Source organism: Roseateles sp. YR242 (assembly GCF_900109745.1).
Classification (GTDB): Bacteria; Pseudomonadota; Gammaproteobacteria; order Burkholderiales; family Burkholderiaceae_C; genus Roseateles.
On sequence record NZ_FOAV01000010.1, the window covers coordinates 28,929 to 50,340 of the forward strand.

At 67.5% G+C, this 21,412-nt stretch carries 20 protein-coding genes; 4 read left to right on the forward strand and 16 right to left on the reverse strand.

From position 1 onward, the window contains the following. Positions 1-6: 6 nt before the first annotated feature. Complete coding sequence (locus BMY53_RS17690; protein WP_092947826.1) at positions 7-2,067, forward strand: lytic transglycosylase domain-containing protein; 2,061 nt, start codon at positions 7-9, stop codon at positions 2,065-2,067. Between the two features lie 54 nt (positions 2,068-2,121). Beyond that, on the forward strand, positions 2,122-2,826 hold the full coding sequence (locus tag BMY53_RS17695) for a glutathione S-transferase family protein (RefSeq protein ID WP_092947827.1): 705 nt from the start codon (positions 2,122-2,124) through the stop codon (positions 2,824-2,826). A gap of 245 nt (positions 2,827-3,071) precedes the next feature. Here BMY53_RS17695 and BMY53_RS17700 read toward each other — a convergent pair whose 3' ends face one another. Continuing rightward, positions 3,072-3,347, reverse strand: a complete 276-nt coding sequence (locus BMY53_RS17700) for a hypothetical protein (RefSeq protein WP_143074123.1) — start codon at positions 3,345-3,347, stop codon at positions 3,072-3,074. A 194-nt stretch (positions 3,348-3,541) separates the two neighbouring features. Here BMY53_RS17700 and BMY53_RS17705 point away from each other — a divergent pair, with 194 nt between their 5' ends. Beyond that, positions 3,542-4,771 (forward strand): multifunctional CCA addition/repair protein, encoded by a 1,230-nt coding sequence (locus BMY53_RS17705; protein ID WP_092947966.1) that lies wholly within the window; start codon positions 3,542-3,544, stop codon positions 4,769-4,771. Between the two features lie 29 nt (positions 4,772-4,800). Here BMY53_RS17705 and BMY53_RS17710 read toward each other — a convergent pair whose 3' ends face one another. The 11 genes from BMY53_RS17710 to purE all read right to left on the reverse strand — a co-directional run bounded on the left by BMY53_RS17710 (position 4,801) and on the right by purE (position 16,511). Beyond that, the gene (locus BMY53_RS17710) at positions 4,801-5,955 is read right to left on the reverse strand and encodes a class I SAM-dependent methyltransferase (RefSeq protein WP_177200934.1); all 1,155 of its coding nucleotides are present in this window, start codon (positions 5,953-5,955) and stop codon (positions 4,801-4,803) included. Beyond that, positions 5,952-8,048, reverse strand: a complete 2,097-nt coding sequence (locus tag BMY53_RS17715; RefSeq protein WP_092947829.1) for a putative bifunctional diguanylate cyclase/phosphodiesterase — start codon at positions 8,046-8,048, stop codon at positions 5,952-5,954. The genes BMY53_RS17710 and BMY53_RS17715 overlap by 4 nt, the downstream gene beginning before the upstream one ends. Then, on the reverse strand, positions 8,049-8,975 hold the full coding sequence (locus BMY53_RS17720; protein WP_092947830.1) for a uracil-DNA glycosylase: 927 nt from the start codon (positions 8,973-8,975) through the stop codon (positions 8,049-8,051). Next, a complete protein-coding gene (gene rimI, locus BMY53_RS17725; RefSeq protein ID WP_255370266.1) occupies positions 8,972-9,469 on the reverse strand; it encodes a ribosomal protein S18-alanine N-acetyltransferase in 498 nt (165 codons plus the stop codon). The genes BMY53_RS17720 and rimI overlap by 4 nt, the downstream gene beginning before the upstream one ends. 10 nt (positions 9,470-9,479) lie before the next feature. Beyond that, entirely contained in the window at positions 9,480-10,244 is a 765-nt protein-coding gene (gene tsaB, locus BMY53_RS17730; RefSeq protein WP_092947832.1) for a tRNA (adenosine(37)-N6)-threonylcarbamoyltransferase complex dimerization subunit type 1 TsaB, read from the reverse strand. 49 nt (positions 10,245-10,293) lie between these two features. Continuing rightward, on the reverse strand, positions 10,294-10,992 hold the full coding sequence (locus BMY53_RS17735; RefSeq protein WP_092947833.1) for an OmpW/AlkL family protein: 699 nt from the start codon (positions 10,990-10,992) through the stop codon (positions 10,294-10,296). Positions 10,993-11,018: 26 nt separating this feature from the next. Then, positions 11,019-12,440, reverse strand: coding sequence for an alpha/beta hydrolase family protein (locus tag BMY53_RS17740; protein ID WP_092947834.1), 1,422 nt, complete (start codon positions 12,438-12,440; stop codon positions 11,019-11,021). Between the two features lie 426 nt (positions 12,441-12,866). Beyond that, the gene (locus BMY53_RS17745) at positions 12,867-13,805 is read right to left on the reverse strand and encodes an SGNH/GDSL hydrolase family protein (RefSeq protein WP_092947835.1); all 939 of its coding nucleotides are present in this window, start codon (positions 13,803-13,805) and stop codon (positions 12,867-12,869) included. Further along, complete coding sequence (locus tag BMY53_RS17750) at positions 13,802-14,857, reverse strand: L-threonylcarbamoyladenylate synthase (RefSeq protein ID WP_255370267.1); 1,056 nt, start codon at positions 14,855-14,857, stop codon at positions 13,802-13,804. The genes BMY53_RS17745 and BMY53_RS17750 overlap by 4 nt, the downstream gene beginning before the upstream one ends. A 5-nt stretch (positions 14,858-14,862) precedes the next feature. Further along, positions 14,863-16,023: a 5-(carboxyamino)imidazole ribonucleotide synthase gene (locus tag BMY53_RS17755; RefSeq protein WP_092947837.1), complete on the reverse strand. Its 1,161-nt coding sequence runs from the start codon at positions 16,021-16,023 to the stop codon at positions 14,863-14,865. Further along, on the reverse strand, positions 16,023-16,511 hold the full coding sequence (gene purE, locus BMY53_RS17760) for a 5-(carboxyamino)imidazole ribonucleotide mutase (protein ID WP_092947968.1): 489 nt from the start codon (positions 16,509-16,511) through the stop codon (positions 16,023-16,025). The genes BMY53_RS17755 and purE overlap by 1 nt, the downstream gene beginning before the upstream one ends. Before the next feature lie 203 nt (positions 16,512-16,714). Between purE and BMY53_RS17765 the strand changes: the two genes are divergently transcribed. Then, positions 16,715-17,674 carry a tetratricopeptide repeat protein gene (locus BMY53_RS17765; RefSeq protein WP_092947838.1) on the forward strand — a complete coding sequence of 320 codons (960 nt, stop codon included), beginning with the start codon at positions 16,715-16,717 and terminating at the stop codon, positions 17,672-17,674. A 42-nt stretch (positions 17,675-17,716) separates the two neighbouring features. On the opposite strand, the gene BMY53_RS17770 is transcribed toward BMY53_RS17765, so the two are convergent. The 4 genes from BMY53_RS17770 to fba all read right to left on the reverse strand — a co-directional run bounded on the left by BMY53_RS17770 (position 17,717) and on the right by fba (position 21,412). Beyond that, a complete protein-coding gene (locus tag BMY53_RS17770; protein ID WP_092947839.1) occupies positions 17,717-18,859 on the reverse strand; it encodes a hypothetical protein in 1,143 nt (380 codons plus the stop codon). Positions 18,860-18,873: 14 nt separating this feature from the next. After that, positions 18,874-19,770, reverse strand: coding sequence for a phosphoribosylaminoimidazolesuccinocarboxamide synthase (locus BMY53_RS17775; protein WP_092947840.1), 897 nt, complete (start codon positions 19,768-19,770; stop codon positions 18,874-18,876). A gap of 112 nt (positions 19,771-19,882) precedes the next feature. Then, positions 19,883-20,317 (reverse strand): gamma-glutamylcyclotransferase family protein, encoded by a 435-nt coding sequence (locus tag BMY53_RS17780; protein ID WP_092947841.1) that lies wholly within the window; start codon positions 20,315-20,317, stop codon positions 19,883-19,885. 30 nt (positions 20,318-20,347) lie between these two features. Further along, positions 20,348-21,412 carry a class II fructose-bisphosphate aldolase gene (gene fba, locus BMY53_RS17785; protein WP_092947842.1) on the reverse strand — a complete coding sequence of 355 codons (1,065 nt, stop codon included), beginning with the start codon at positions 21,410-21,412 and terminating at the stop codon, positions 20,348-20,350.

Consider the following 21,412-nt stretch of genomic DNA (forward strand, 5'->3'; position numbering starts at 1 on the left):
TACGGCATGAAGTTCGCTCGGATCACTGTAACCGCCCTGGCGTTGTGCGCCATGGGGCTACCGCCTCTCACCCAGTCCACGCTGGCCCAGACCACCTTCGCGGTGGTGGTCAACCCGCCGCCGCCCAATGCCGACCTGGTGCTGGATGCGCGCGACGCCTGGCAGAAGCGCGACCGCGCGCGGCTGTCCGCCGACCGCCAGGCCGCGCTGGACCAGCAGCACCCGTTGGCCCCCTGGTTCGACTACTGGGAACTGAACAACCGTCTCTCCGAAGTCTCCCAGCCGGAAGTCAACGCCTTCTACGCGCGCTGGCCTGGCAGCTATGTGGAAGACCGCTTGCGCAATGACTGGCTGCTGGAGCTGGGCCATCGCCACGACTGGGCGAACTTCCGGCGCGACCATGCGGCCTACAAGATGCAGGACGACCGCGAGGTGGTCTGCTACGCCCTGCTGGCCGACCCCGCCATCGAACGCAACAAGGAACTGCGCGAACAGGCCCGTACGGCCTGGCTCAACCAGCGCAACCCGGACGAGGGCTGCAACCTCCTGGCCGCCACCCTGCTGGAATCCGGCAAGCTCAAGGAGACCGACGTCTGGCTGAAGATGCGCCACGCAGTGGAAGCCAACCGCCCACCGGTCATCAAGCAATTGAGCGGCCTGCTGACCAAGGCCGAGGGCCAGGCGGTGGCTGAGCTGATGGACAAACCGGACCGCTACCTGAAGCGCAAGGGCGCGGCCAAGCCCCGGGCGCAGGCGGAACTGACCGCCATGGCCCTGCTGCGCCTGGCCGTGCAGGACCCGTCTGCCGCCACCGATGATGTGCAGACCTGGGCCCCTCGACTACCAGCCGATCTGGCTGCGTGGGTCTGGGCTCAGTTGGGCCGCCAGTCCGCCCTGAGACTGCAGGACGTGGCCAGCGACCACTTCGACCGCGCACTGCGCCTGCAAGCCCGTGCGGGCGGCACGCTCGACTGGAGCGACGACACGCTGAACTGGATTGCCCGTGCGGCCCTGCGGGCCGACGGCGGCGCTGGGCGCCCCGCGCAACTGCTGGAAGCCATCGCGTTGATGAAACCCTCGGAACAGCGCGACCCCACCTGGATGTACTGGAAGGCCAAGGCCCAACAGGCGCTGGCCGCCAAGGGACCTGCGGGCGACGCCCAGCGCAAGGAAGCGCAGGACACGCTTCGCACCCTCGCCTCGCCGGTCAATTACTACGGCAAGCTGGCAGCGGATGAACTGAAGCTGCGCCTGCCGCTGCCCCCGCAGCCGGCCGACCTGACACCGGCAGAGCGTGCCCAGGCCACCGCCATGCCGGGTGTGTCTCGCGCCTTGCAACTGCTGGCCGTGGGCCTGCGCAGCGAAGGCCAACGCGAATGGAACTTCAGTATGCGCGGCCTGGGCGACCGAGAACTGCTGGCCGTGGCGCAGATCGCCTGCGAACGTGAGCTGTGGGAGCGCTGCATCTCCACCAGCGAACGGACACGGCAGGAGATCGACATCGCCACGCGCTACCCCATGCCCTACCGCGCGGAGGTGTTCCGCACGGCGGCGGCGTCCGGCCTGGACCCCACCTATGTGTATGGCCTGATTCGCCAGGAGTCCCGCTTCATGATGGATGCGCGCTCGCACGTCGGCGCCTCCGGCCTGATGCAGGTGATGCCCGCCACCGCCAAGTGGACCGCCAAGAAGCTGGGGCTGGATGTGAAACCGGAGCTGCTGCATGACCGCGACGTCAACCTGCGCCTGGGCACCGGCTACCTGAAACTGGTGCTGGACAGCTTCGACGGTTCGCAAGCGATGGCAGCGGCGGCCTACAACGCCGGCCCGAACCGACCCCGCCGCTGGCGGGAGGGTTCAACGCTGGACGCGGCCATCTGGACGGAGAACATCCCCATCAACGAGACCCGCGACTACGTCCGCAAGGTACTCTCCAACGCCACCGTCTATGCGCACCTGATGGGCCGCGAGGGCGGCACCCAGCTGCGTGAACGCCTGGGCCGCGTGATCGGCCCGGCGGGCACCACGGCGGCGGTGACGCAAGACCTGCCCGCCAATGGCAACTGACGCCATGAAGCGCATCTAACCCAACCCACCCACCGCACTGAAGCGGCCGACCCTATGAAGCTACTGATTGGCAACAAGAACTACTCGTCGTGGTCGATGCGCCCCTGGGTGCTGTTGAAGGCCCTGGACATCCCCTTCGAGGAACGGATGGTGCGCTTCGACTTCTCGCCCGGGTCGGCCTTCTACCAGGAGGTGCGTGCGGTGTCCCCCACGGGCAAGGTGCCGGTGCTGGTGGAGCCCGATGGGCTGGCGGTGTGGGACAGCCTGGCCATCACGGAATATCTCGCCGAGCGTTTTCCGGACCGGGGCGTCTGGCCCCAGGACCGCGCGCAGCGGGCGCGGGCGCGCACCCTGTGCGCCGAGATGCACAGCGGCTTCGGCAGCCTGCGGTCCTTGTGCCCGATGAACATTGATGCCGACCTGGCGGTGGTGGGCCAACGGCTCCTGGCCAACAACCCGGGCTTGCAGGCCGACCTCGACCGCATCGCCGCCCTGTGGAGCGATGCACTCACCGCCAGCGGTGGGCCCTTCCTGTTTGGCAGCTTCAGCGCGGCCGATGCGTTCTTTGCGCCGGTGGTGATGCGGGTGACCCGGTATGGGCTCCCCCTGCCTGCAACCGCGCAGGCGTACGCGGCGCGCGTGGAGGCGGCCCCGGCCGTACAGGCCTGGGTGGCGGGCGCCATGGCGGAGAAGGATTTCCTCGACTTCGAGGAGCCCTATCGGGATGTGAACGGCCCGGTGCCGGTGATCAAGCCGTAATCAGGCCACTGATCACGTCGGTCGTCACGCTGGCAATCACGCCGGCAGTCCCGCCGGTACAGACAGCACCAACGTGCGCCAGCATACGGAGCTGCGGCAAATTCAGGTGACAGCGCGCCGCAGCCCAGTGCGGCTTGCCAACAACAGCCCGGAGGACTGGGGGCGCCCGGCGCTGAAAAGCACCGCGCTAAAAAGGACAAGCAGAACAAGAAGGACGGGCGCAAGCGCCCGTCCGGCTGGGTGGTTCAGTCCTCGCGACGACGACGGACAAGGAAGCCCATGGCGAGCAAACCGCCCAGCATCAGCGCTTGAGTCTGCGATTCCTTGGCAAACGAAGGCATCAACGAATCGGCGCCTTCCTGCTCATTGACATCCGGCAATTGCGCCGGCCCGGATTGGGTCTGTTGGCTGAAACTGGATTCAGCCGCCACCGGTTCCATCTGGAACTGGTTCGAAGCCCGCGCGGCCAAGGACAGCTGCGGATGGACCTGCTGTTCCTTGGCATGAGCGGTGAGACTCAAGAAGACCAATCCGAGAGTGACTACAGCTTTCATTCATACACTCCCTACTGCGTTGTCGCCTGCCTGGCTCGGTGTCTCTCTCGGCCCGTGGCTTCCTTGATGGAAGCACTGATTTGCAGGTGACTGGGTGAATATACCTACGTAATCTAAATTAACTACCCCCACAACTGGGGATGCTGCACCGCAACATCAGTATGCAAATGTATCTCGTGGGGGGTGCCGTCCGGGACGGCTTGCTGGGGCTTCCGGTCCAGGACCGGGACTGGGTGGCGGTGGGCGCCAGCCCGCAGGCGCTGCTGGACCAGGGTTATCTGGCGGTGGGCAAGGACTTTCCGGTCTTCCTGCATCCGGTCACCCATGAGGAAGTGGCGCTGGCCCGAACGGAGCGCAAGACGGCCTCCGGCTACCACGGCTTCCAGGTGTATGCGGCCCCGGACGTGACGCTGGAGCAGGACCTCGGCCGGCGCGATCTCACCATCAATGCCATGGCCCAGGCCGAGGACGGCACGCTGGTGGACCCCTATGGCGGCCAGCAGGATCTGCAGGCGCGGGTGCTGCGGCATGTGTCCGAGGCGTTTGTGGAGGATCCCGTCCGCATCCTGCGCCTGGCTCGTTTTGCTGCGCGCTTTGGTGACTTCACGGTGGCGCCCGAGACGCTCGCGCTGATGCGGGAGATGGTCAGCAACGGCGAGGTGGATGCGCTGGTGCCCGAGCGGGTCTGGCAGGAGGTGTCCCGCGGGCTGATGGAGCAGCACCCATCCCGGATGATCGAGGTGCTGCGGGCCTGTGGTGCGCTGGCGCGTCTGGCGCCGGCGGTAGACAAGCTCTTTGGTGTGCCCCAGCCGCCCGCCCATCACCCCGAGGTGGATACCGGCGCCCATCTGCTGCTGGTGCTGGACGAGTGCGCACGTGTCCAGGCCCCCTTGCCTGTCCGCTACGCCGCCTTGTGCCACGACCTCGGCAAGGGCGAAACCGCGCCGGAAGAATGGCCGCGTCATATCGGGCATGAGGGGCGCAGCGTGCCGCTGGCAGAGGCGCTGTCGGCCCTTTGGCGCGTACCGACGGAGTGCCGGGAACTGGCGGTGCTCGTGGCCCGCGAGCATTCGCATGTGCATGGCAGCCTGGGCTTCTCGGCCGAGGCACGCATGCGGCTACTGGAGCGCTGTGATGCGTTGCGCCGGCCGGAGCGATTTGCCCAGATGCTGCTGGCCTGCGAATGTGATGCCCGGGGTCGTACCGGCCTGGCGAATCGAGACTATCCGCAACGCCCGCGGCTGCTGCAGGCCTTGGCTGCGGTGCAGTCCGTGGACACCGCTGCAATCTCGGCGGCGGCCCTTGCCGCCGGGCGCAAGGGGCCCGCCATTGGCCAGGACATCCAGCAGGCACGCATGGCCGCCTTGCGGGCGATCGATCAGGCCGATTGATCCCTCGGCGACAGACCGCTGAACCCGCCTTACAGCGTGTAGGACCGATCCCCGACGCTGAAGCCGATGGCGTCAAACTCCTCGCCGGGCACAAAGCCGATGACCTTGAACAGCTCGCCCATCTCATGCTCGGCGATGAGGCGATGCGCCATGGTGCGCTGCACCAGGTCGGCTTCCTGCAGCAGGTCCACCAGGCCGCAATTGATGAGGAAATTGGCCTGGCTGGTGTAGCCCAACACCGTCATGCCTGCCTCCTGCCCGGCCAGTGCGATGCCGGTGAAGTTGACGTGGGTGGTGATGTCCTTCTGGCCGGGTCGGTCCAGCGGGTCCGGGTCTGCCTGATGCAGGTGGTGGCACATCAAGGTGCCGCCGGTGCGTTGCGGGTGGTAGTACTCCGACTCCGGAAAACCGTAGTCGATGAAGAAGGCCGCGCCCCGTTTGAGATGGTCCGCCAGCGTCCGGACGAAGGCCTCCGCCTGGGCATGCACTTCGGTGACGGTGCCGGGCACGAAACCGACATCCGCCTCGGGCGGCGTGGGAGGACGCGCGGCCGTGGCACGGTCCGAGAAGCGCAGGCTGCCGGTCGCCTCCATTTCCACACCGCGCGCCAGCCAGTCGGCACCCGTCCAGAGCAGCAATTGCACCGGCATGGCGTCCAGCAGTTCGTTGGCCACCAGCACGCCGTGGATCTCTTCGGGCCAGCGGTCCAGCCATTGCACACGCGGTGCGAAGCGGCGCAGGCGTTCGGCCTGGCGCTCTCGGAGCGTGCCGGAAAGGTCCACGATCTGATAACGCGCCACGGGTGTCCCCAGCGCATCCAGCGTCTCGATCAGTTGCTCCGCCAGGGCGCCGCTGCCGGCGCCGAATTCGATCACCGTGTCCGTGCCGCTGACCTGCAACGCCTGCGCCACTTGCCGCGCCAGCGCGCGGCCAAACAGCGGCGACAGCTCCGGGGCGGTGACGAAGTCCGAGCCTTGCCTCGGCATCGTGCCGAACTTGCGCAGGCTGTTGGCGTAATAGCCCAACCCGGGCTCATACAGCGCCAGGCTCATGTAGCGGTCAAAAGGCAGCCAGCCGCCCGCATCCGTGATGGCCTGGCGCAGACGCGCCGTCATGGCTTCGGCGAAGGCCGGCGCCTGCCCGGCATTCACGTCCGAGCCATTGGTGGGAGAGGTGGCACTCATGATTCCATTCCAGGACGCGCAGGCCGGCCACGGCGGGCCAGCCAGGCTTCAAATTCATCCGCCGGCATGGCGGTGGCAATGACTTCGCCCTGCAGTTCGTCGCAGCCCCACTCGGCCAGCAGATGCCACTGGCGGGCATTGCGAACGCCTTCCGCGCCCACGCGCAGGCCCAGGCCCTTGGCCATCTGCACCATCGCACGGGTGATGGCGGCCGAGCCGCCGTCCTCCGGCAGGCCCGCCACAAAGCTCTGGTCGATCTTGAGCTTGTCCAGCGGCAGCCGGGTGAGCTGGTTGAGCGCGGTGTAGCCAGTCCCGAAGTCGTCAATGGAGATGGCCAGGCCTTGCGCGCGCAAGGTGCGCAGCAGCTCGGGCAGGCGGTCGATCTCTTCGGTGAGCATGCGCTCGGTCAGCTCCAGCTCCAGCCATTCGCCCGGCACACCGGCGGACTTCAGCACCTGGCTGACGGATTTGGAGAAGCTGGCCAGTCGGAACTGCATGCTGGAGAGGTTCACGGCAATCGGCACCGGAGCCACGCCGCTTTCGTGCCAGACACGGCTTTGGCGGGCCGCCTCCTGCATCACCCATTCCCCCAGCGGCACCATCAGCCGGTGGCGCTCGGCCACGAGGATGAAGGCGTCCGGCGCGAGCAGGCCCCGCACCGGATGGCGCCACCGCAGCAAGGCCTCGGCGCCGACCAGTTGACCGGTCTGCGCATCCACCTGCGGCTGATAGAACAGCACGAATTCATCGGCGGTGAGCGCCTGGGCCAACTCGCCTTCCAGCACCAGATCCGCATAGGCGTTTTCGGCCATGGCGGGTTCGAAGAAACGGTAGGTGGCTCGGCCGGCAGTCTTGGCCAGGTACATCGCGGTGTCGGCGTGCTGGAGCAGCTCCTCCGGCGTGTCGCCATGGTCGGGGTAAAGCGCCACGCCGATGGAGGGGGTGACGGACAAGTCTCGCCCATCAGCACGAACCGGCACCTCCACCACGCTCAGCAGCGCGTTGAGCACCACCTGCACGTCCTTGCGCTGATGCACATCCTCCAGCAGCACCACGAATTCATCGCCCCCAAAACGGGCCACCAGGTCGCTGGCGCGCAGGCCGCCACGCAGGCGTTCCGCCACGGTACGCAGCACCTGGTCACCTTCCAGATGGCCCAGCGAATCATTGACCCGCTTGAAGTTGTCCAGATCGATGAACAGCAGCGCCGCGCGGTCGCCGCCCGGCGTCAGGCGCTCACGCAGCCGTTCCATGAAGGTGGTGCGGTTGAGCAGGCCGGTCAAGGGGTCGTGATGGGCCAGGTGATGAATACGGATCATCGCCGCATGCTGGGCGCGGATGTCCCGTACCACGGCCATGCGCAGGCGCTCACCATGGCGCCACAAGGTGCGGACGATGAATTCCACCGCCAGCCGCTCGCCGTCGCTGTTCACCACCGCCGTTTCATAACGGGTCTCGCCGCCGGCCTCCATGATCGCGCGCACCACGTCCACCTGGTCCGGCGCCACGAGGTCCAGCGCCTGCCGGCCAATCAGGGTTTCCAGGGAATAACCCAGCAGCTCGCACAGGGCGGGGTTGGCGTCGGTGATGACACCGTCCCGGTGGAAGACGATGCCCTCCAGCGAAGCCTCCATGAATTTGGCCATGCGCTCTTCGGACTCGCGCACCGCCTGCTCCGCCTCGTGGAAGCGGGTGATGTCGCTGATGAGCACAAACGCGGACTGCACATCGATGCCATCGGGCCCAACGTGCGGAATGAGGTTGACCTCCACCCAGCGCACCTCGCCGCCGGGCTGTTGCAGCCGTCGCTCGTAGCTGACGCTGACGCGTTCCTGCAGGACTCGCAGCACCTGCGGCTGGATTTCCCTGGCGGCCACCTCGCCGATCACTTCACTGACGGTCAGGCCCACGATGCTGCCCTCGTCCAACCCGAAGGCCGCCGCGTACTGGCGGTTGGCGAACAGGCAGGTGAGGTCGTGGGCGTCAAAGACGGCGATCAGCACCGGCACGTTGTCCGCCAGCAGGCGAAAACGGGCGGCCTGATCGGCGGCGGAGACCGTGGGGCGAGAGACCGGCTTGGCGGATTTGGTCATTCAGGCCGCCGTCTCCAGGGTCTTTCTTGCCAGGCACAGGTCTTCCCAGGCCCGGGCTTTGTCCGGCAGATTACGCAGGAGATAGGCCGGGTGATAGGTGACGACCAGCGGCACGCCCTGGTAACGGTGGACACGGCCTCGCAAGCGGCCGATGGCGTCCTGGCTCTGCAGCAGTTGCTGCACCGCAAAGCGCCCCATGGCCAGGATGATGCGCGGCTGGATCAGTTCGATCTGCCGCTGCAGGAAAGGTTCGCACTGCGCCAGTTCTGCCGGGTCGGGATTGCGATTGCGCGGCGGTCGGCATTTCAGGGTGTTGGCAATGTAGACCTGCTGCTCCGGCGGGCCTTCTTCGCGGCTGAGCCCCAGGGCGCGCAGCATGTTGTCCAGCAGCTTGCCGGCATTGCCGACAAAGGGCTCGCCCTGGAGGTCTTCCTGCTCGCCCGGGGCTTCGCCGACGATCATCCAATGGGCGTTGGGGTTGCCGACCCCGAAGACCGTGTTCTTGCGGGATTCGCACAGCCCGCAGGCCTGACAACCGGCCACGGCACCGCGCAGGCCGTCCCAGTCCAGCGCCGCGATGGCTTCACGTGCCAGACCCGGTCGGCGGGGCGCGTCCCCCTCCGGCGCAGCGCCGGTGCCCGGCAGCACCCGCGCCAGCACCTCGGCCACACGGCGCGGTGCTGCTGGCTCGGCGGCGGCCACTGCAGGCGAAGGCGCGGGCACACGCGGCTGTGCAGGTGGGGCCCGAGGCCGTTCCGGCGTCATCACGGCGGCGCCGGCCTGATCGGCGGCGGCCGCGTGGGTCGTGGTTGTTGAAGCCGGGGGAGCCAACGTGGCCGCTGGGGCGGTGGTGCGTTCACCCTGCGGCACCCAGATCTTCAGGCCCATGGCCTCCAGCATGAGTCGCTGGCGTTCACTCCAGGTCATGCCGCGGGTCCTGTCAATCGAAGCGTCATCAGAATGGCGTCCTCGCGGCCCTCCGCGCAGGGGTAGTACCCCCGGCGCAGGCCGCTCTGCACAAAGCCGTATTGTTCATAAAGCCGGCGAGCACGCTCATTGCTGATGCGCACCTCCAGCCAGATCTGTTCGCAGTGGCGGGCCAGCGCGATGACCGACAACGCGTCCAGCATGCGCCGTGCCAGGCCCTGCCCTTGCAGGTCGGGGGCCACCGTGATGTTGAGCAGGTGCAGTTCATCCACCACCTGCATGGCCATGAAGTAGCCGCACAGGCGGGCCTGCGCGTCCCTGAGCACAAAACCGACATAACCGGCCGCCAGTGAATCGATGAAGTTGCCGCGCGTCCAGGGGTGGCTGTAGGCCACGTTCTCGATGGCCATGATCTCGTCCAGGTCGATGCTGCGCAGCGGTTGCAGCGCCTGGAGGGCGGGCGAGAGAAGAACGTCCTTGGGCTGAGCGCTCACGGCGGCGTCCTCAGGCGGGGGCTGTGCCGGCAGTGGCCTTGGCGGCCTCCCGCTCGGCGGTGGTCTGCGCGACCTTGTCGCGGACATACAGCGGGAGCGCCTGCGAGGCGTCTTCGGCCAGCCCCTGGTCCCAGGCCTGCATGGCGAGCGCCCCCAGGGCACGGGCACGGGAATGGGTGTGTTCGATGCGCAAGGCCGGGCCACCATCCAGCCGCATGGCCACCAGGGCCGAGCCCGCCACACAGGCGGCGGGCTGTTCCGCCCACAGTTGCTGCAGCGCGGCCGCATCAACCAGCATGGGCGCGTCCAGCACCGTCCAGGCCTGGCCCTCCCAGCGATAGCGGCCCGCGTAGATCTGGTTCATGCGGGCGTCCATGGCAACCCAGACGTCCCAGCCTGCGGCGGGCGACTGTGATGGCGGGACTGATGGTGCCTGCGACTGCGATTGCGCCGCCCACTGCTGCCGGGCGTCTTCCGCCACCAGCATGAGGCTGTCCAGCGCCAGCACCGGTTTGTTGGCCCCGAAGGCCAGGCCCTGCGCCACCGAGCAGGCGGTACGCAGGCCGGTGAAGGCGCCAGGGCCACGCCCGAAGGCGATGGCGTCCAGGGCCGGCAGGGCGACACCCGCTTCTCGCAGCAATGCCAGGGCGTCCGGCACCATGTGCTGCGAGGCCTGGGCACCACCATCGGCATCCACAAAAGCAGCATGGCCCTGGCCCACGAGGGCCAGAGCCATGTGTTCGGTGGAGCTATCCAGGGCCAGTAACACGCTCATGCAGCAAGTGTAGTGGCCCCGGCAGGCCCGGGAAGGGCCTCCCCCTCGTTTAGAAGGAGTAGCCGAGCGACAAGGAGTACACCATCGGGCGGAAATTGATGCGCGTACGCAGCGTTTCATCACCGTCATTGGTGGTGGTGACCGCGCGCATGTTGCTCTTCACGTCCGCATAAGCGGCCGTGCCGACCAGCGACCAACGCTCGCTGTAGCGCAGGGTGAAGCCCACGTGGGCCGCGGCGCCCCAGGAGTTGCTCAGGTAGATCTTGGTCGGACCGCCCGAGACCGCATTGCCGGTGGGCGTGCTGCGGGTCTTCTCGAAGTAGGTGTAGTTCAGGCCCAGACCGACGAACGGGTAGAGCTTGGGCAGCAACGGGCCGAAGTGGTAGTTCACGAACACCGTGGGCGGCATCTGGCGCACGGTGGCGATCTGGCCGACGTTCTGCAGAACGCCGGAGCCATACACCTTGTGCGAGGGCGGCAGGCCCAGCACCAGCTCACCACTCCACTGTTCCGCAAAGCGGTAGACATAGCCGAAGCCGGTGGTGGTCTGGTCGCCCACACGCACCTTGGCGCCCGGGTCCGGGAACTCCTTGGAGCCGCCGGTCAACGGGCCGGCCTTGCTGTTGACGTCAATATGGGCCAGGCCCAGATAGACGGTGCTGGTGCCGACCTTGGCGTCCTGCGCGCTGGCCAGGCCGCTGATGGCGAGCAGAGCGGCGCCGGCGAGGATGGAAATGTTCTTGTTCATGTTGCGTCTCCGTGTCTGTTCTTCAATCAACCGCCGGCTGCCAGCACTTGCTGGAAGTAGCTACGCACGACGACGTTGCAGAACGGAGGAACCAGCGTGCCGTGGTAGGCACCGGCAATGGCCGTGGCGGACGCGGTGGCGGCTGCGACGGGGTCGTTCGGATAGGCGGCCGCAGCGGCTGCGCCCGTCGCTGCCTTGCCCTGTGCAAAACCGCCGGCCACGGTAGCGCCCACGGTGGTGGCGTCTTCCACGTTGTACGCCGTCACCGTGGCAGCCTTGGGCTGGGCCGACAGGTTGGCCTTGGCAGCGGTGGTGTTGATCGCAAAGTAAACCGTCGGGTCATTGGCACCACCACACAGGGCGACCGGGTGCTTCGGCGCCCAGTCCAGCAGCGTGTTGGTGACCAGGGCCTTGCGGAAGTTGGAGCTCGCGTAACCAGCACGGAAGGTGTCGGTCAGCAGCCCACCCGTACCGAACAAGGTCCGGAAGGTGCTGTCTGCAGGCAGCTTGCCGGCAGCCATGAGGTCCGCCAGCGACGTGTCGGTCGGGAACAGGGTCTCGGCCGTGGCTGCGTACTGGGTCTGATAGATCTCAGTCGGTGCGCTGTAGATGTTGCCGTAGGCCTTCTGATAGCTGGTCACCATCAGGGGCAGGAACAGCGTGGCGCCGATGTTGCCCTTCTCCCCGCCCACGATCTGGTCGCCAAAGCCGGCCAGGTTGTACGGGCCGGACATGCCGCCGACGGCCGAGATGGTGAACTCGCTGCTGTAGTCACGCTCGATGACCTTCTGCGTGGCCAGCGCCACGTGGCCGCCTTGCGAGTAACCCGCGATCAGCAGCTTGGCGGACGGCTGGGTGGTGATGGTGGTGGCGTTGGCGCCCAGATAGCTCTTGGCAGCGCGCAGGCCGTCCACCATGTCAACGGCCGACGACTCGGCGTTGAGGTAGGGGGTGTAGTTCAGGCCCGAGCGGTCATAACCCATGTAGTTGGGCGCGACCACGATGAAACCCTGGGCGGCGTAGAAGGCCATCACCAGCGACGCTTCAGTATTGGTCGTCACCTGAGCCATGTTGAAGCTCTTGGTGGTGGTGGTGCCGTGGGCATACAGCAGCACCGGGCGCTGGCCCGTGCAGCTGGCATCGGTGCCACTGGGCACCAGCACGCCGGTGGACGCGGTGGCGGGGTTGCCATTCGGGTCACGGGTCATGTAGTAGACGTAGTGCACATCCACGCCGCACTTGGCGGTGCCCGACAGGGCCTGGATGCCCTTGCTGCTGGTGCCGGCGTCGATCTGCGCGATGGTGGCGGAGCCACCCAGCTGGCCCAGCACCACGGTGCCACGCGGCACCACCGGGTCATCGTTGGCGGCGCCGCTGCCGCCGCCGCAGGCGCTGAGCAGGACCGAGGCAGCCAGGGCCAGGCCGGCCAATGGGTAATGGCGATTCATTCAGACTTCTCCAGGGTTGTCTCCGTCGGTTGTGCTCCCGGAGAGAGGTGGGGGCACTAAATCGAACGGTCGTTCGTTTTTCTCAAGGGTCACTATAAGCGCAGGGGTCACCACGTTCTTAAACGTAAAAACCCTGACATGTCGCAGCATGCCAGGGTCTTGCGCACACAAAAACGAAGTCGCGGCGTGCTCGCAACACAAATGACGCAGAAGTGCGATTGCGGCCCGTCAACACACTGAAAGACGCCGAAATGGTGCAAATCGGCGTTGCGGCAATGGCACAGGGGTTGCAGCAATCACCCAATGCAAAGGGGGACAGGCAAGGCCTGTCCCCCTCGGGGTGAATCGTGCGCTGTCCGGTGGCTTACCACTGGCAGCACAGCGCGATCAATGATCGGCCATCAGCGATGGCTCCAATGAGCGACCTTAGAACGGGTTGTTGGAGGCCCGGGTCTGTGCCAGCGAGGCAATACGTGCCTGCACCGACGGGCCCAGCAGCGTGCTGTTGGCCCACATGTAGCTGGACGAAGTGGCGGCACTGACCAGCGTCTTGTCCGTGCACAGCGGCGGCTGGTAGGCATCCAGGCAGGCGGCCTCCGTCGAGTTGGAGAGGCTGTAGTAGCTCGGGTACTTGGCCACGTTCTGCAGCAGCTCATCCGTCAGGATCAGGCCGATCTTGTGGCCGTCATTGACGAGGTTCAGCCGCAGGCCGAGATTGAAGCGGGTGGACAGCTCGGACAGCAGCTTGGCACGGTCGACGTCGGCGTGGGAGTTCTTCTCCGTGACGGCGAATGGGGTCACGCCCATGTCCTGCGTCGTGGAAACGATGACCTTGCCGCCGGCATTGGCGATGGTGTTGATCGTGGCGGCCAGGGCCGCGCCGCGTGCCTCCGCTTCGTCACCCAGGACCTCCTCGCTCTGGGCGCCATAGGAGGCGTAGAGCTCGAGGATGTCATTGGCACCGGCCAGCACCGTCACCAGGTCCTTGCCATTGAAGCCATCCAGCGCGAACTGCTGGTCCACCTGCGTGGCCACATCGGCCACCTTGGCGCCCGAGGTGGCATACATCACTGCCGTGGTAGCCGCGAGGTTGGAGGTGTTGCACTGCTTGAAGACCAGCCCGTAGTAGGACGCCAGGGTCTGGACCCAGATCGGGTTGGACGTGCAGGCGATGGCGCCCGTGGTCGTATCCGTGGCGTTGATGGTGTACTTGCTGCCGTCGCTGCGCAGGGCGCTGGTTTCGTCCCCGAATGCCAGCAGGCGGGTGGGCACGAACGGGTCGATCTGTGAGCTGCCGCCGCCACAGGCCGCCAGCAATACGGTCGCCCCCAGCAGACTGGCCAGGTGGCGCTTCAAACTCTTCATGAATTCTCCAAATCGTCAAACTCGGGCGACGCAAATGCCGCCGCCGCACGGGACAAGCGGTCCCGAACACCATCCCAGGCCGCATCTTCCGGCGGAGCCTCGACCCAGATCTGCACCGCGCCTGCGGCATCCAGTTCACGCAGCACGGCAAACAGTTCCCGTGCGGCCGCCTTGGCATGCCCCGGCATGGTGCGGTGCGTGACCTCGGCAAAAGCCTCGCCAGCCAGCGCAGTGCGGGAATATACCGCCAGCCCCGCTGGTTTCCGGCCAGCCAATGCCTGTTGCAAGGCTTCAGAAGGCAAGAGACGGACCACCGCGCGCGGCGCGTAGTGAGCCGCCAGGGTGCCTGAGGCCTTGGGCGCCTGCCGGTCCGGCGCCCGCAAGGGCTCACCGGCGGCTGCCTCGATCTGGGCGGGCGTGAGCACCCCGGGGCGCAGCAACACGGGATACCCGCGGCTGCAGTCCACGATGGTCGATTCGATGCCTACGTCGCAGGCGCCGCCATCCAGCACCAGCAGTCCCGGACCGAATTCCTCGGCCACATGGGCCGCCAGGGTGGGGCTGACCCGGCCAAACCGGTTGGCGCTGGGCGCGGCCAGCCCTTCCACCCCCCGGTCACGACAGGCCGCCATGAGGGCGCGTGCCACCGGATGGGACGGGCTGCGCAGGCCCACAGTGGCATGGCCGCCCGTGGCGGCGTTGGCCATGCCGGGGCGGCGCTGGACGATGAGCGTCAGCGGCCCCGGCCAGAAAGCCTCGACCAGCCGGTGCGCCACCGGGGGCAGGTCCTGGGCGAAGTGGCGCGCCCCCTGCTCGTCCAGCACATGCACGATGAGCGGATGGTCACTGGGCCGGCCCTTGGCGGCAAAGATCTTGGCCACGGCCGCGTCCTGGTCCGCCCGTGCGGCCAGGCCATAAACGGTCTCGGTGGGCAGGCCCACCAACTCTCCGGCGGCGAGGGTGTGGGCCGCCGCCTGGATGGCCTCGGGCAAGGCACCGTCCAGCACCTGCTGGGTGGTGCCGGCATGTCCGGTGTTTCCGGCTTCGCTCACCCGCTTCACCATTCAGCGGGCAGGCCCAGCAGCGCACAGGCCTGGCGGGCACTGTCCCGAGCAGCCTCGGCCGTGGGGCCGATCAGATTCAGGTGGCCCATCTTGCGGCCCACCCGCGCCTGTGCCTTGCCGTACAGATGCAGCGATGCACCGGGCAGCGCCAGCACCGCCGCCCAGTCAGGCGTGCGCAGCTGACCCTGGGCGTCAAACCACAGATCGCCCAGCAGGTTGAGCATGACCACCGGGGAATGCAGCCGCGGTTCGCGCAGCGGCAAGCCGGCCATGGCGCGCACCTGCATCTCGAACTGGGAGATATCGCAGGCGTCCATCGTGTAGTGGCCGGAGTTGTGCGGGCGCGGGGCCATCTCGTTCACCACGAGCCGGCCATCCTTCAGCACGAAGAACTCCACGCAGAGCACGCCCACATACCCCATGCCCTGGGCAATGGCCACCGCGCTCTGGCGCGCCTGGGCCTGCAGGGCCCCGGGCACGCCCGGCGCCGGCACTTCGGTGACGGCCAGGATGCCGTCGAGGTGCAGGTTCTGCTGGACCGGGTAGGTCACCGCCTGCCCGTCCGCTCCGCGCACCACCAGCACGCTCATTTCCAGCGCCAGCGGCAGCATTTTTTCCAGCACACACTCGACTTCGCCGAGTTCGCGGAAGGCCACGGCGAGCTGGGCGCGGTCGGTGACCCGGCGCTGGCCCTTGCCGTCGTAACCCAGGCGGGCGGTTTTCAGGATGCCGGGGAGCAGGTCGTCGCCCACGCCGGCCAGGTCGGCCCCGCTGCGCAGGACGGCGTACGGCGCGCAAGGCACGCCGCTGGCCACGAAATGGGCCTTCTCACGGCTGCGGTCCTGGCAGATGGCCACGGCGGCGGCGCCCGGAGCCACCACCCGGGTGGCCGCCAGGGTTTCCAGCGCACGGGCCGGCACGTTCTCGAATTCGGTGGTGATGGCGTGGCAGCGCTGGGCCAGTTGGGCCAGGGCCGCGCCATCGAGGTAGTCCGCTTTCAGGTGGGCCTGGGCGACCGTTCCCGCCGGGCTGGACGCATCCGGGTCCAGCACCACGCAGGTGTAGCCCAGCGACTGGGCGGCATGCACGAACATGCGACCCAGTTGGCCGCCCCCCAGCACCCCCAGGGTGGCTTCGCCCGGCAGCAGCGGCATCAGCGCAGCTCCTCGGTCATGGCGGTGGCCACGGCGGTCTGCCGCTTGCGGAAGGCATCCAGCTTGTCGCGCAGCACGGGGTTGTCACGGGCCAGCATGGCCACAACAAAGAGGGCGGCGTTGCCGGCCCCGGCGGTACCGATGGCAAAGGTGGCGACCGGGATGCCCTTGGGCATCTGGACGATGGAATGCAGCGAATCCACGCCCTGCAGGTGGCGGCTGGCCACTGGCACGCCCAGCACCGGCACCAGCGTCTTGGCCGCCAGCATGCCCGGCAAGTGGGCGGCACCGCCGGCACCGGCGATGATGGCGCGCAGGCCCCGACCCTCGGCGCTTTCGGCATAGGCGAACATCTCGTCCGGCATACGGTGTGCGGAGACGACCTTGGCCTCGAAGGGGACGCCGAACTCGGTGAGAATGTCGGCGGCGTGTTTCATGGTCTCCCAGTCACTGCTGGAACCCATCACCACGCCAATCACGGGTGCAATCACGGGTGCGATGTCTGGAGTGGTGGCGCTGCTCACGGGGTCGGTCCTGATTCGTCTAATCCAGAAACCTTGAATTGTAGGCGGCCAACCTCAGTTGCCGTATTTCCGGCCATTGCCGGCCTGCGTCAAAAGCGTGTTGGACCGGAATTGCGGCGCTTTCTGGCGCCCATTCCTGCCGCCCATCGTTCCCAGCTGAATTCGCCATGACCGACATCACCCTGCAAAACTTCGAAGCCGACCTCCTGCAAGCCTCCATGCAGCAGCCGGTATTGCTGGACATCTGGGCCCCCTGGTGCGGCCCCTGCCGCACGCTGGGCCCGATGCTGGACAAGCTGGAAGTGGCCTACGCGGGCCGTTTCAAGCTGGCCAAGCTCAACAGCGACGACCAGCCGGAGATCGCCACCCAGCTGAGCCAGGCCTTTGGCGTGCGCTCCATCCCCTTTTGCGTGATGTTTGTCGGCGGCCAGCCGGTGGACGGGTTCGTGGGGGCCCTGCCCGAGGCGCAGATCCGCGAGTTCCTGGACCGCCATGTGCCCACCGGTGAAGCGCTGGAGGCCGAAGAAGACCTGGCCGAGGCCCAGGCGCTGATGGAAGACGGCGACAGCGAAGCGGCCCTGCAGAAATTGCAGGCCGCCCTGCAGGCCGACCCGTCCAATGAGACGGCCCGCTTCGACCTGGTGCGCGCGCTGCTGGAGGCCGACCTGCTGGCGGACGCCAAGGCCGCGTTCTCGCCGGTGGCGCACCTGGCGGCCGACACCCTCACGCCGCATGTGCGTTTTGCCGCCCTGGCCACCTGGATCGCGGCCGCCGAGCGCGCCGAGCAGGGTCTGGACCCGGCCGGCCTGCAGGCCGCGATCGCCGCCAACAAGCGCGACTTCGAGGCCCGGTTCACGCTGGCCCAAGGCCTGCTGGCTGGCCGTGACTTCACCGGCGCGATGGACGAGCTGCTGGAAATCATCATGCGGGACAAGGCCTGGAACGACCAGTTGGCCCGCAAGACCTATGTGGCCATCCTGGAGCTGATGACCAAGCCCGCTGCCGCCCATGCGGGCGGCGCCCAGGAGGCCAAGGGTGGCTTGCAGCTGTCGGGCCCCAGCGCCGTGGCGTCGGCGGATCCGCTGCTGGATCAGTACCGCCGCAAGCTGAGCATGGCGCTCTTCTGAGAAATCACGGGAAGGCTCGGAGGAGCACTCCCCCGACCCCGGCTACTCGGCGGTCAGCCCGCCGCTGAGCAGCAGCTTGCGCCAGTGCAGCTGCTGCAGGTGGAATTGATCCCAGGCGTCCTTCGCCAGGGCATCGTGCCGCCGGGCATCCGCCGTCTCGCCCAGCCGCTCGAACACCTGCGCGAGCCGGCTGTGCGTGATGGCGCGGTCGTCCAGCTCGCAGCTGGGGTCCAGTTCCACTTCGGCCTCGCGGGCCTGGCGCAAGGCCAGGTCCGGTTGGCCGCTGTTGGCGCGGCACCAGGCCACGTCCGACAGCAGGCTGCTGCCCAGACGCTCCAACCCGAGTGACATGGCCTGCGGCAGGTGCTGCTCATACAGTTCGCGCGCTTCTTCAAAGCGCCCCTCCACCGTCAGCACCTGCGCCCGCAGCACGGGCGTGAGCTCATTCATCATGGCCGCGCCCACGGCCGCGTCGTAGTGGCGGATGGAGTCCACGCTCAGCAGCATCTCCTGCACACGCACACTGCCGATGAGGCTTTCGCGGCGCAGCAACGCCACCCGCATGGCCGCCATGTTGAACATCAGCGCGGAGAGCGTGGTGTCGTCACCCTCGGTGGCGGCATGGCGGCGTGCAAGCAGGTACCAGCGCTGCGCGGCCTCGCCGTCCCCCGCGTAGTGCCAGGACAATCCCAGCGCCATGCCGAGCCGCGCCAGCGCGCCGTGGTCCTGCTCCGGCCGGGCCGTTGCCAGACAGCGGCGGGCGCATTCGATGACCGCTTCCGGGTCGTGGCGCACAAAGGCCAGTTGGGCCAGCCACGCATCGGCCAGCACCTGCACCTCTTCCAGCCCGGGGTGGGTGGTGGCGATGGCATGGGCGCGCAGGATGCGCTCCTGCGCCGGTTGCACGGAGAAGCCGTTGTAGTAGGTCATCAGCCCCTCCGCCAGATGCAGCCACGCGCCGATGTCGGCATGAGGATGCTGGAAGGAGAGCTGGTGCAGGATGGTGAGCGCTTCACGCGCCTCCGCCAGTGCGCCGTGGCGTGCCAGTTGCATGGCGCGACGGGCCCGCGGCACCACCGAGGCCATGGGGGTCGGCGCGGCGGCGACCTGCTGGTCCAGCTGTTTCAGCAGCCGCGATCGGGCCGTGGCAGGGGCAGCAGCAGGGGGGGGCGTGGAATCGGCCATGGTCGGGGCCGGTATCAGCGCGTGAGGCGCTCCAGCGCCTCCTGGTACTTGGCGGCGGTGTTGCTGATCACCTCGGCCGGCAGGGCTGGCGCAGGCGCCACCTTGCCCCAGGGCTTGCCGTCCACGGTGGCCTGCTCCAGCCAGTCGCGCAGGAACTGCTTGTCATAGCTGGGCGGGTTGCTGCCCACGGCGTAGCTTTCAGCGGGCCAGTAGCGCGAGGAGTCGGGCGTGAGCACCTCGTCCATCAACGTCAGCGTGCCGTCGGCATCCAGGCCGAATTCGAACTTGGTGTCCGCGATGATGATGCCCTTGGTGAGGGCAAAGTCGGCTGCGCGGCGATAGAGCTGGATGGCGATGTCGCGCACGCGCTCCGCCAGGTCACGGCCGATGATCTCGACGCAGCGGTCGAAATCGATGTTCTCGTCGTGGTCGCCCATCTCGGCCTTGGTGGCCGGCGTGAAGATGGGCTCGGGCAGCTTGCTGGCGTTCTGCAGCCCGGCCGGCAGTTGCACGCCGCAGACCTGGCCGTTGGTCTTGTATTCCGCCCAGCCGCTACCGGCGAGGTATCCGCGCACCACGGCCTCGATGGGCAGCGGCTTCAGGCGCTTGACCAGCATGGCGCGGCCACGCACCTGCGCCTGCTCGGCGGCGGTGACCACGGAGAGCGGGTCGTCGCCGGTGAGGTGGTTGGGGACGATGCCGTCGAGCTTGTCGAACCAGAACAGCGCCATCTGCGTCAGCAGCGCGCCCTTGCCCGGGATGGGCTCGTCCATGATCACGTCGAAGGCCGAGATGCGGTCCGACGCGATCATGAGGATGCGGTCTTCGCCCACCGCATAGTTCTCGCGCACCTTGCCGCGCGCGATGAGAGGGAGGGAGGTGATCGAAGAGGTATGCAGTGCGGCGGTCATGGGCGGGAGCACACTCGGAGAGTGCGAGGCTGGTGCGGGAGGAACGCCAGGATTCTAGGGGAGCGCGGCGCAATGCGCCGCCGGCGCCGCAGGCATGCGCGCGGGGGACCGCTCAGCGCGGGGCGACCGCGCCGAAGCCGGCGTAGCGCGCGATGAAACGGGCTTTGCCCTCGCGCTCGAAGCGGGCCTCGTCCCAGTCGCCGCTTTCCAGCTGATGGACGCATTCCGGCTTGAACAGATAGGTCCAGGCCCGCAGGGGCTGGCCATCGGGGCCGGTGATCAGGACTTCGCTGCGTTGGTAGTCACCGCCCTCGAAGTCATCGAGCCGCGCCCAGGCCGTCTCCGGCAGGTCGAGATAGACGAAGCCGGACACGCTTGCACCGGTATGCGGACACATGCCGGGATAGTCCTGCCCACGCACAGGGTGGCGGGCGTGGTCCGACAACCTGGCCGGCTGCGGCGGATGCGCCGGCGCGGCGTCGGGTCCGCAGACCCGCGCCATGATGTCGGACCACATCAGCGACCCGTAGGCGAACAGATGTGCCATGCCGGTGCGCGCTCCAGGGCCGGCAGCCGCTTACTGCACCACCTGGGCCAGCTCGCCATTGGCGTAGGCCTTGGCGGTGTCCACCAGGCTGCGGGGCTTGATCTTGCCGGCCTGGCCTTCGCAGTTGAACTCGAGGTAGCGTTGCTTGCACACCAGCTTGGCGGCTTCACGGGCGGGCTTGAGCCACTCGCGGGCGTCGAACTTCTCGGGGTTCTCGAACAGGAACTTTCGCACGGCGCCAGTCATGGCCAGGCGGATGTCGGTGTCGATGTTGATCTTGCGAACGCCGTACTTGATGGCTTCCTGGATCTCCTCGACCGGCACGCCGTAGGTTTCCTTCATGTTGCCGCCGTACTGGCGGATCACTTCCAGCAGTTCCTGCGGCACGCTGGAAGAGCCGTGCATCACCAGATGGGTGTTGGGGATGCGGGCGTGGATTTCCTTGACGCGGCTGATGGCCAGGATGTCGCCCGTGGGCTTGCGGGTGAACTTGTAGGCGCCGTGGCTGGTGCCGATGGCGATGGCCAGCGCGTCCAGGCCGGTGGCCTTGACGAATTGCGCAGCTTCTTCCGGGTCGGTCAGCAGGGCGGCATGGTCCAGCACGCCTTCGGCGCCGATGCCGTCCTCTTCACCGGCCATGCCGGTTTCCAGGGAGCCGAGGCAGCCCAGTTCGCCTTCCACCGTCACGCCGACGCGGTGCGAGAGCTGCACCACCTGGCGGGTGACGTCGATGTTGTAGTCGAACGAGGCGGGGGTCTTGCCGTCGGGCATCAGGGAGCCGTCCATCATGACGGAGCTGAAGCCCAGGTCGATGGCGCCCTGGCAGATGGCGGGCGTCTGGCCGTGATCCTGGTGCATCACCAGGGGGATGTGGGGATAGGACTCCACGGCGGCCTGGATCAGGTGCTTGATGAAGCTTTCACCGGCGTACTTGCGGGCGCCAGCGCTGGCCTGGAGGATGACGGGCGCGTTGACCTCGTCGGCGGCAGCCATCACGGCCTGCACCTGCTCAAGGTTGTTGACGTTGAACGCCGGAATGCCATAGCCCTGTTCGGCGGCATGGTCCAGCAGTTGGCGCATCGAGACGAGTGCCAT

What these genes read in the sequence shown, in the direction of transcription:
- BMY53_RS17690 (WP_092947826.1), top strand. Translation starts at nt 7, where the DNA reads ATGAAGTTCGCTCGGATCACTGTAACCGCCCTGGCGTTGTGCGCCATG.
- BMY53_RS17695 (WP_092947827.1), top strand. Translation starts at nt 2,122, where the DNA reads ATGAAGCTACTGATTGGCAACAAGAACTACTCGTCGTGGTCGATGCGC.
- BMY53_RS17705 (WP_092947966.1), top strand. Translation starts at nt 3,542, where the DNA reads ATGCAAATGTATCTCGTGGGGGGTGCCGTCCGGGACGGCTTGCTGGGG.
- BMY53_RS17710 (WP_177200934.1), bottom strand. Translation starts at nt 5,955, where the DNA reads ATGAGTGCCACCTCTCCCACCAATGGCTCGGACGTGAATGCCGGGCAG.
- BMY53_RS17715 (WP_092947829.1), bottom strand. Translation starts at nt 8,048, where the DNA reads ATGACCAAATCCGCCAAGCCGGTCTCTCGCCCCACGGTCTCCGCCGCC.
- BMY53_RS17720 (WP_092947830.1), bottom strand. Translation starts at nt 8,975, where the DNA reads ATGACCTGGAGTGAACGCCAGCGACTCATGCTGGAGGCCATGGGCCTG.
- tsaB (WP_092947832.1), bottom strand. Translation starts at nt 10,244, where the DNA reads ATGAGCGTGTTACTGGCCCTGGATAGCTCCACCGAACACATGGCTCTG.
- BMY53_RS17735 (WP_092947833.1), bottom strand. Translation starts at nt 10,992, where the DNA reads ATGAACAAGAACATTTCCATCCTCGCCGGCGCCGCTCTGCTCGCCATC.
- BMY53_RS17740 (WP_092947834.1), bottom strand. Translation starts at nt 12,440, where the DNA reads ATGAATCGCCATTACCCATTGGCCGGCCTGGCCCTGGCTGCCTCGGTC.
- BMY53_RS17745 (WP_092947835.1), bottom strand. Translation starts at nt 13,805, where the DNA reads ATGAAGAGTTTGAAGCGCCACCTGGCCAGTCTGCTGGGGGCGACCGTA.
- BMY53_RS17755 (WP_092947837.1), bottom strand. Translation starts at nt 16,023, where the DNA reads ATGCCGCTGCTGCCGGGCGAAGCCACCCTGGGGGTGCTGGGGGGCGGC.
- BMY53_RS17765 (WP_092947838.1), top strand. Translation starts at nt 16,715, where the DNA reads ATGACCGACATCACCCTGCAAAACTTCGAAGCCGACCTCCTGCAAGCC.
- BMY53_RS17770 (WP_092947839.1), bottom strand. Translation starts at nt 18,859, where the DNA reads ATGGCCGATTCCACGCCCCCCCCTGCTGCTGCCCCTGCCACGGCCCGA.
- BMY53_RS17775 (WP_092947840.1), bottom strand. Translation starts at nt 19,770, where the DNA reads ATGACCGCCGCACTGCATACCTCTTCGATCACCTCCCTCCCTCTCATC.
- BMY53_RS17780 (WP_092947841.1), bottom strand. Translation starts at nt 20,317, where the DNA reads ATGGCACATCTGTTCGCCTACGGGTCGCTGATGTGGTCCGACATCATG.
- fba (WP_092947842.1), bottom strand. Translation starts at nt 21,412, where the DNA reads ATGGCACTCGTCTCGATGCGCCAACTGCTGGACCATGCCGCCGAACAG.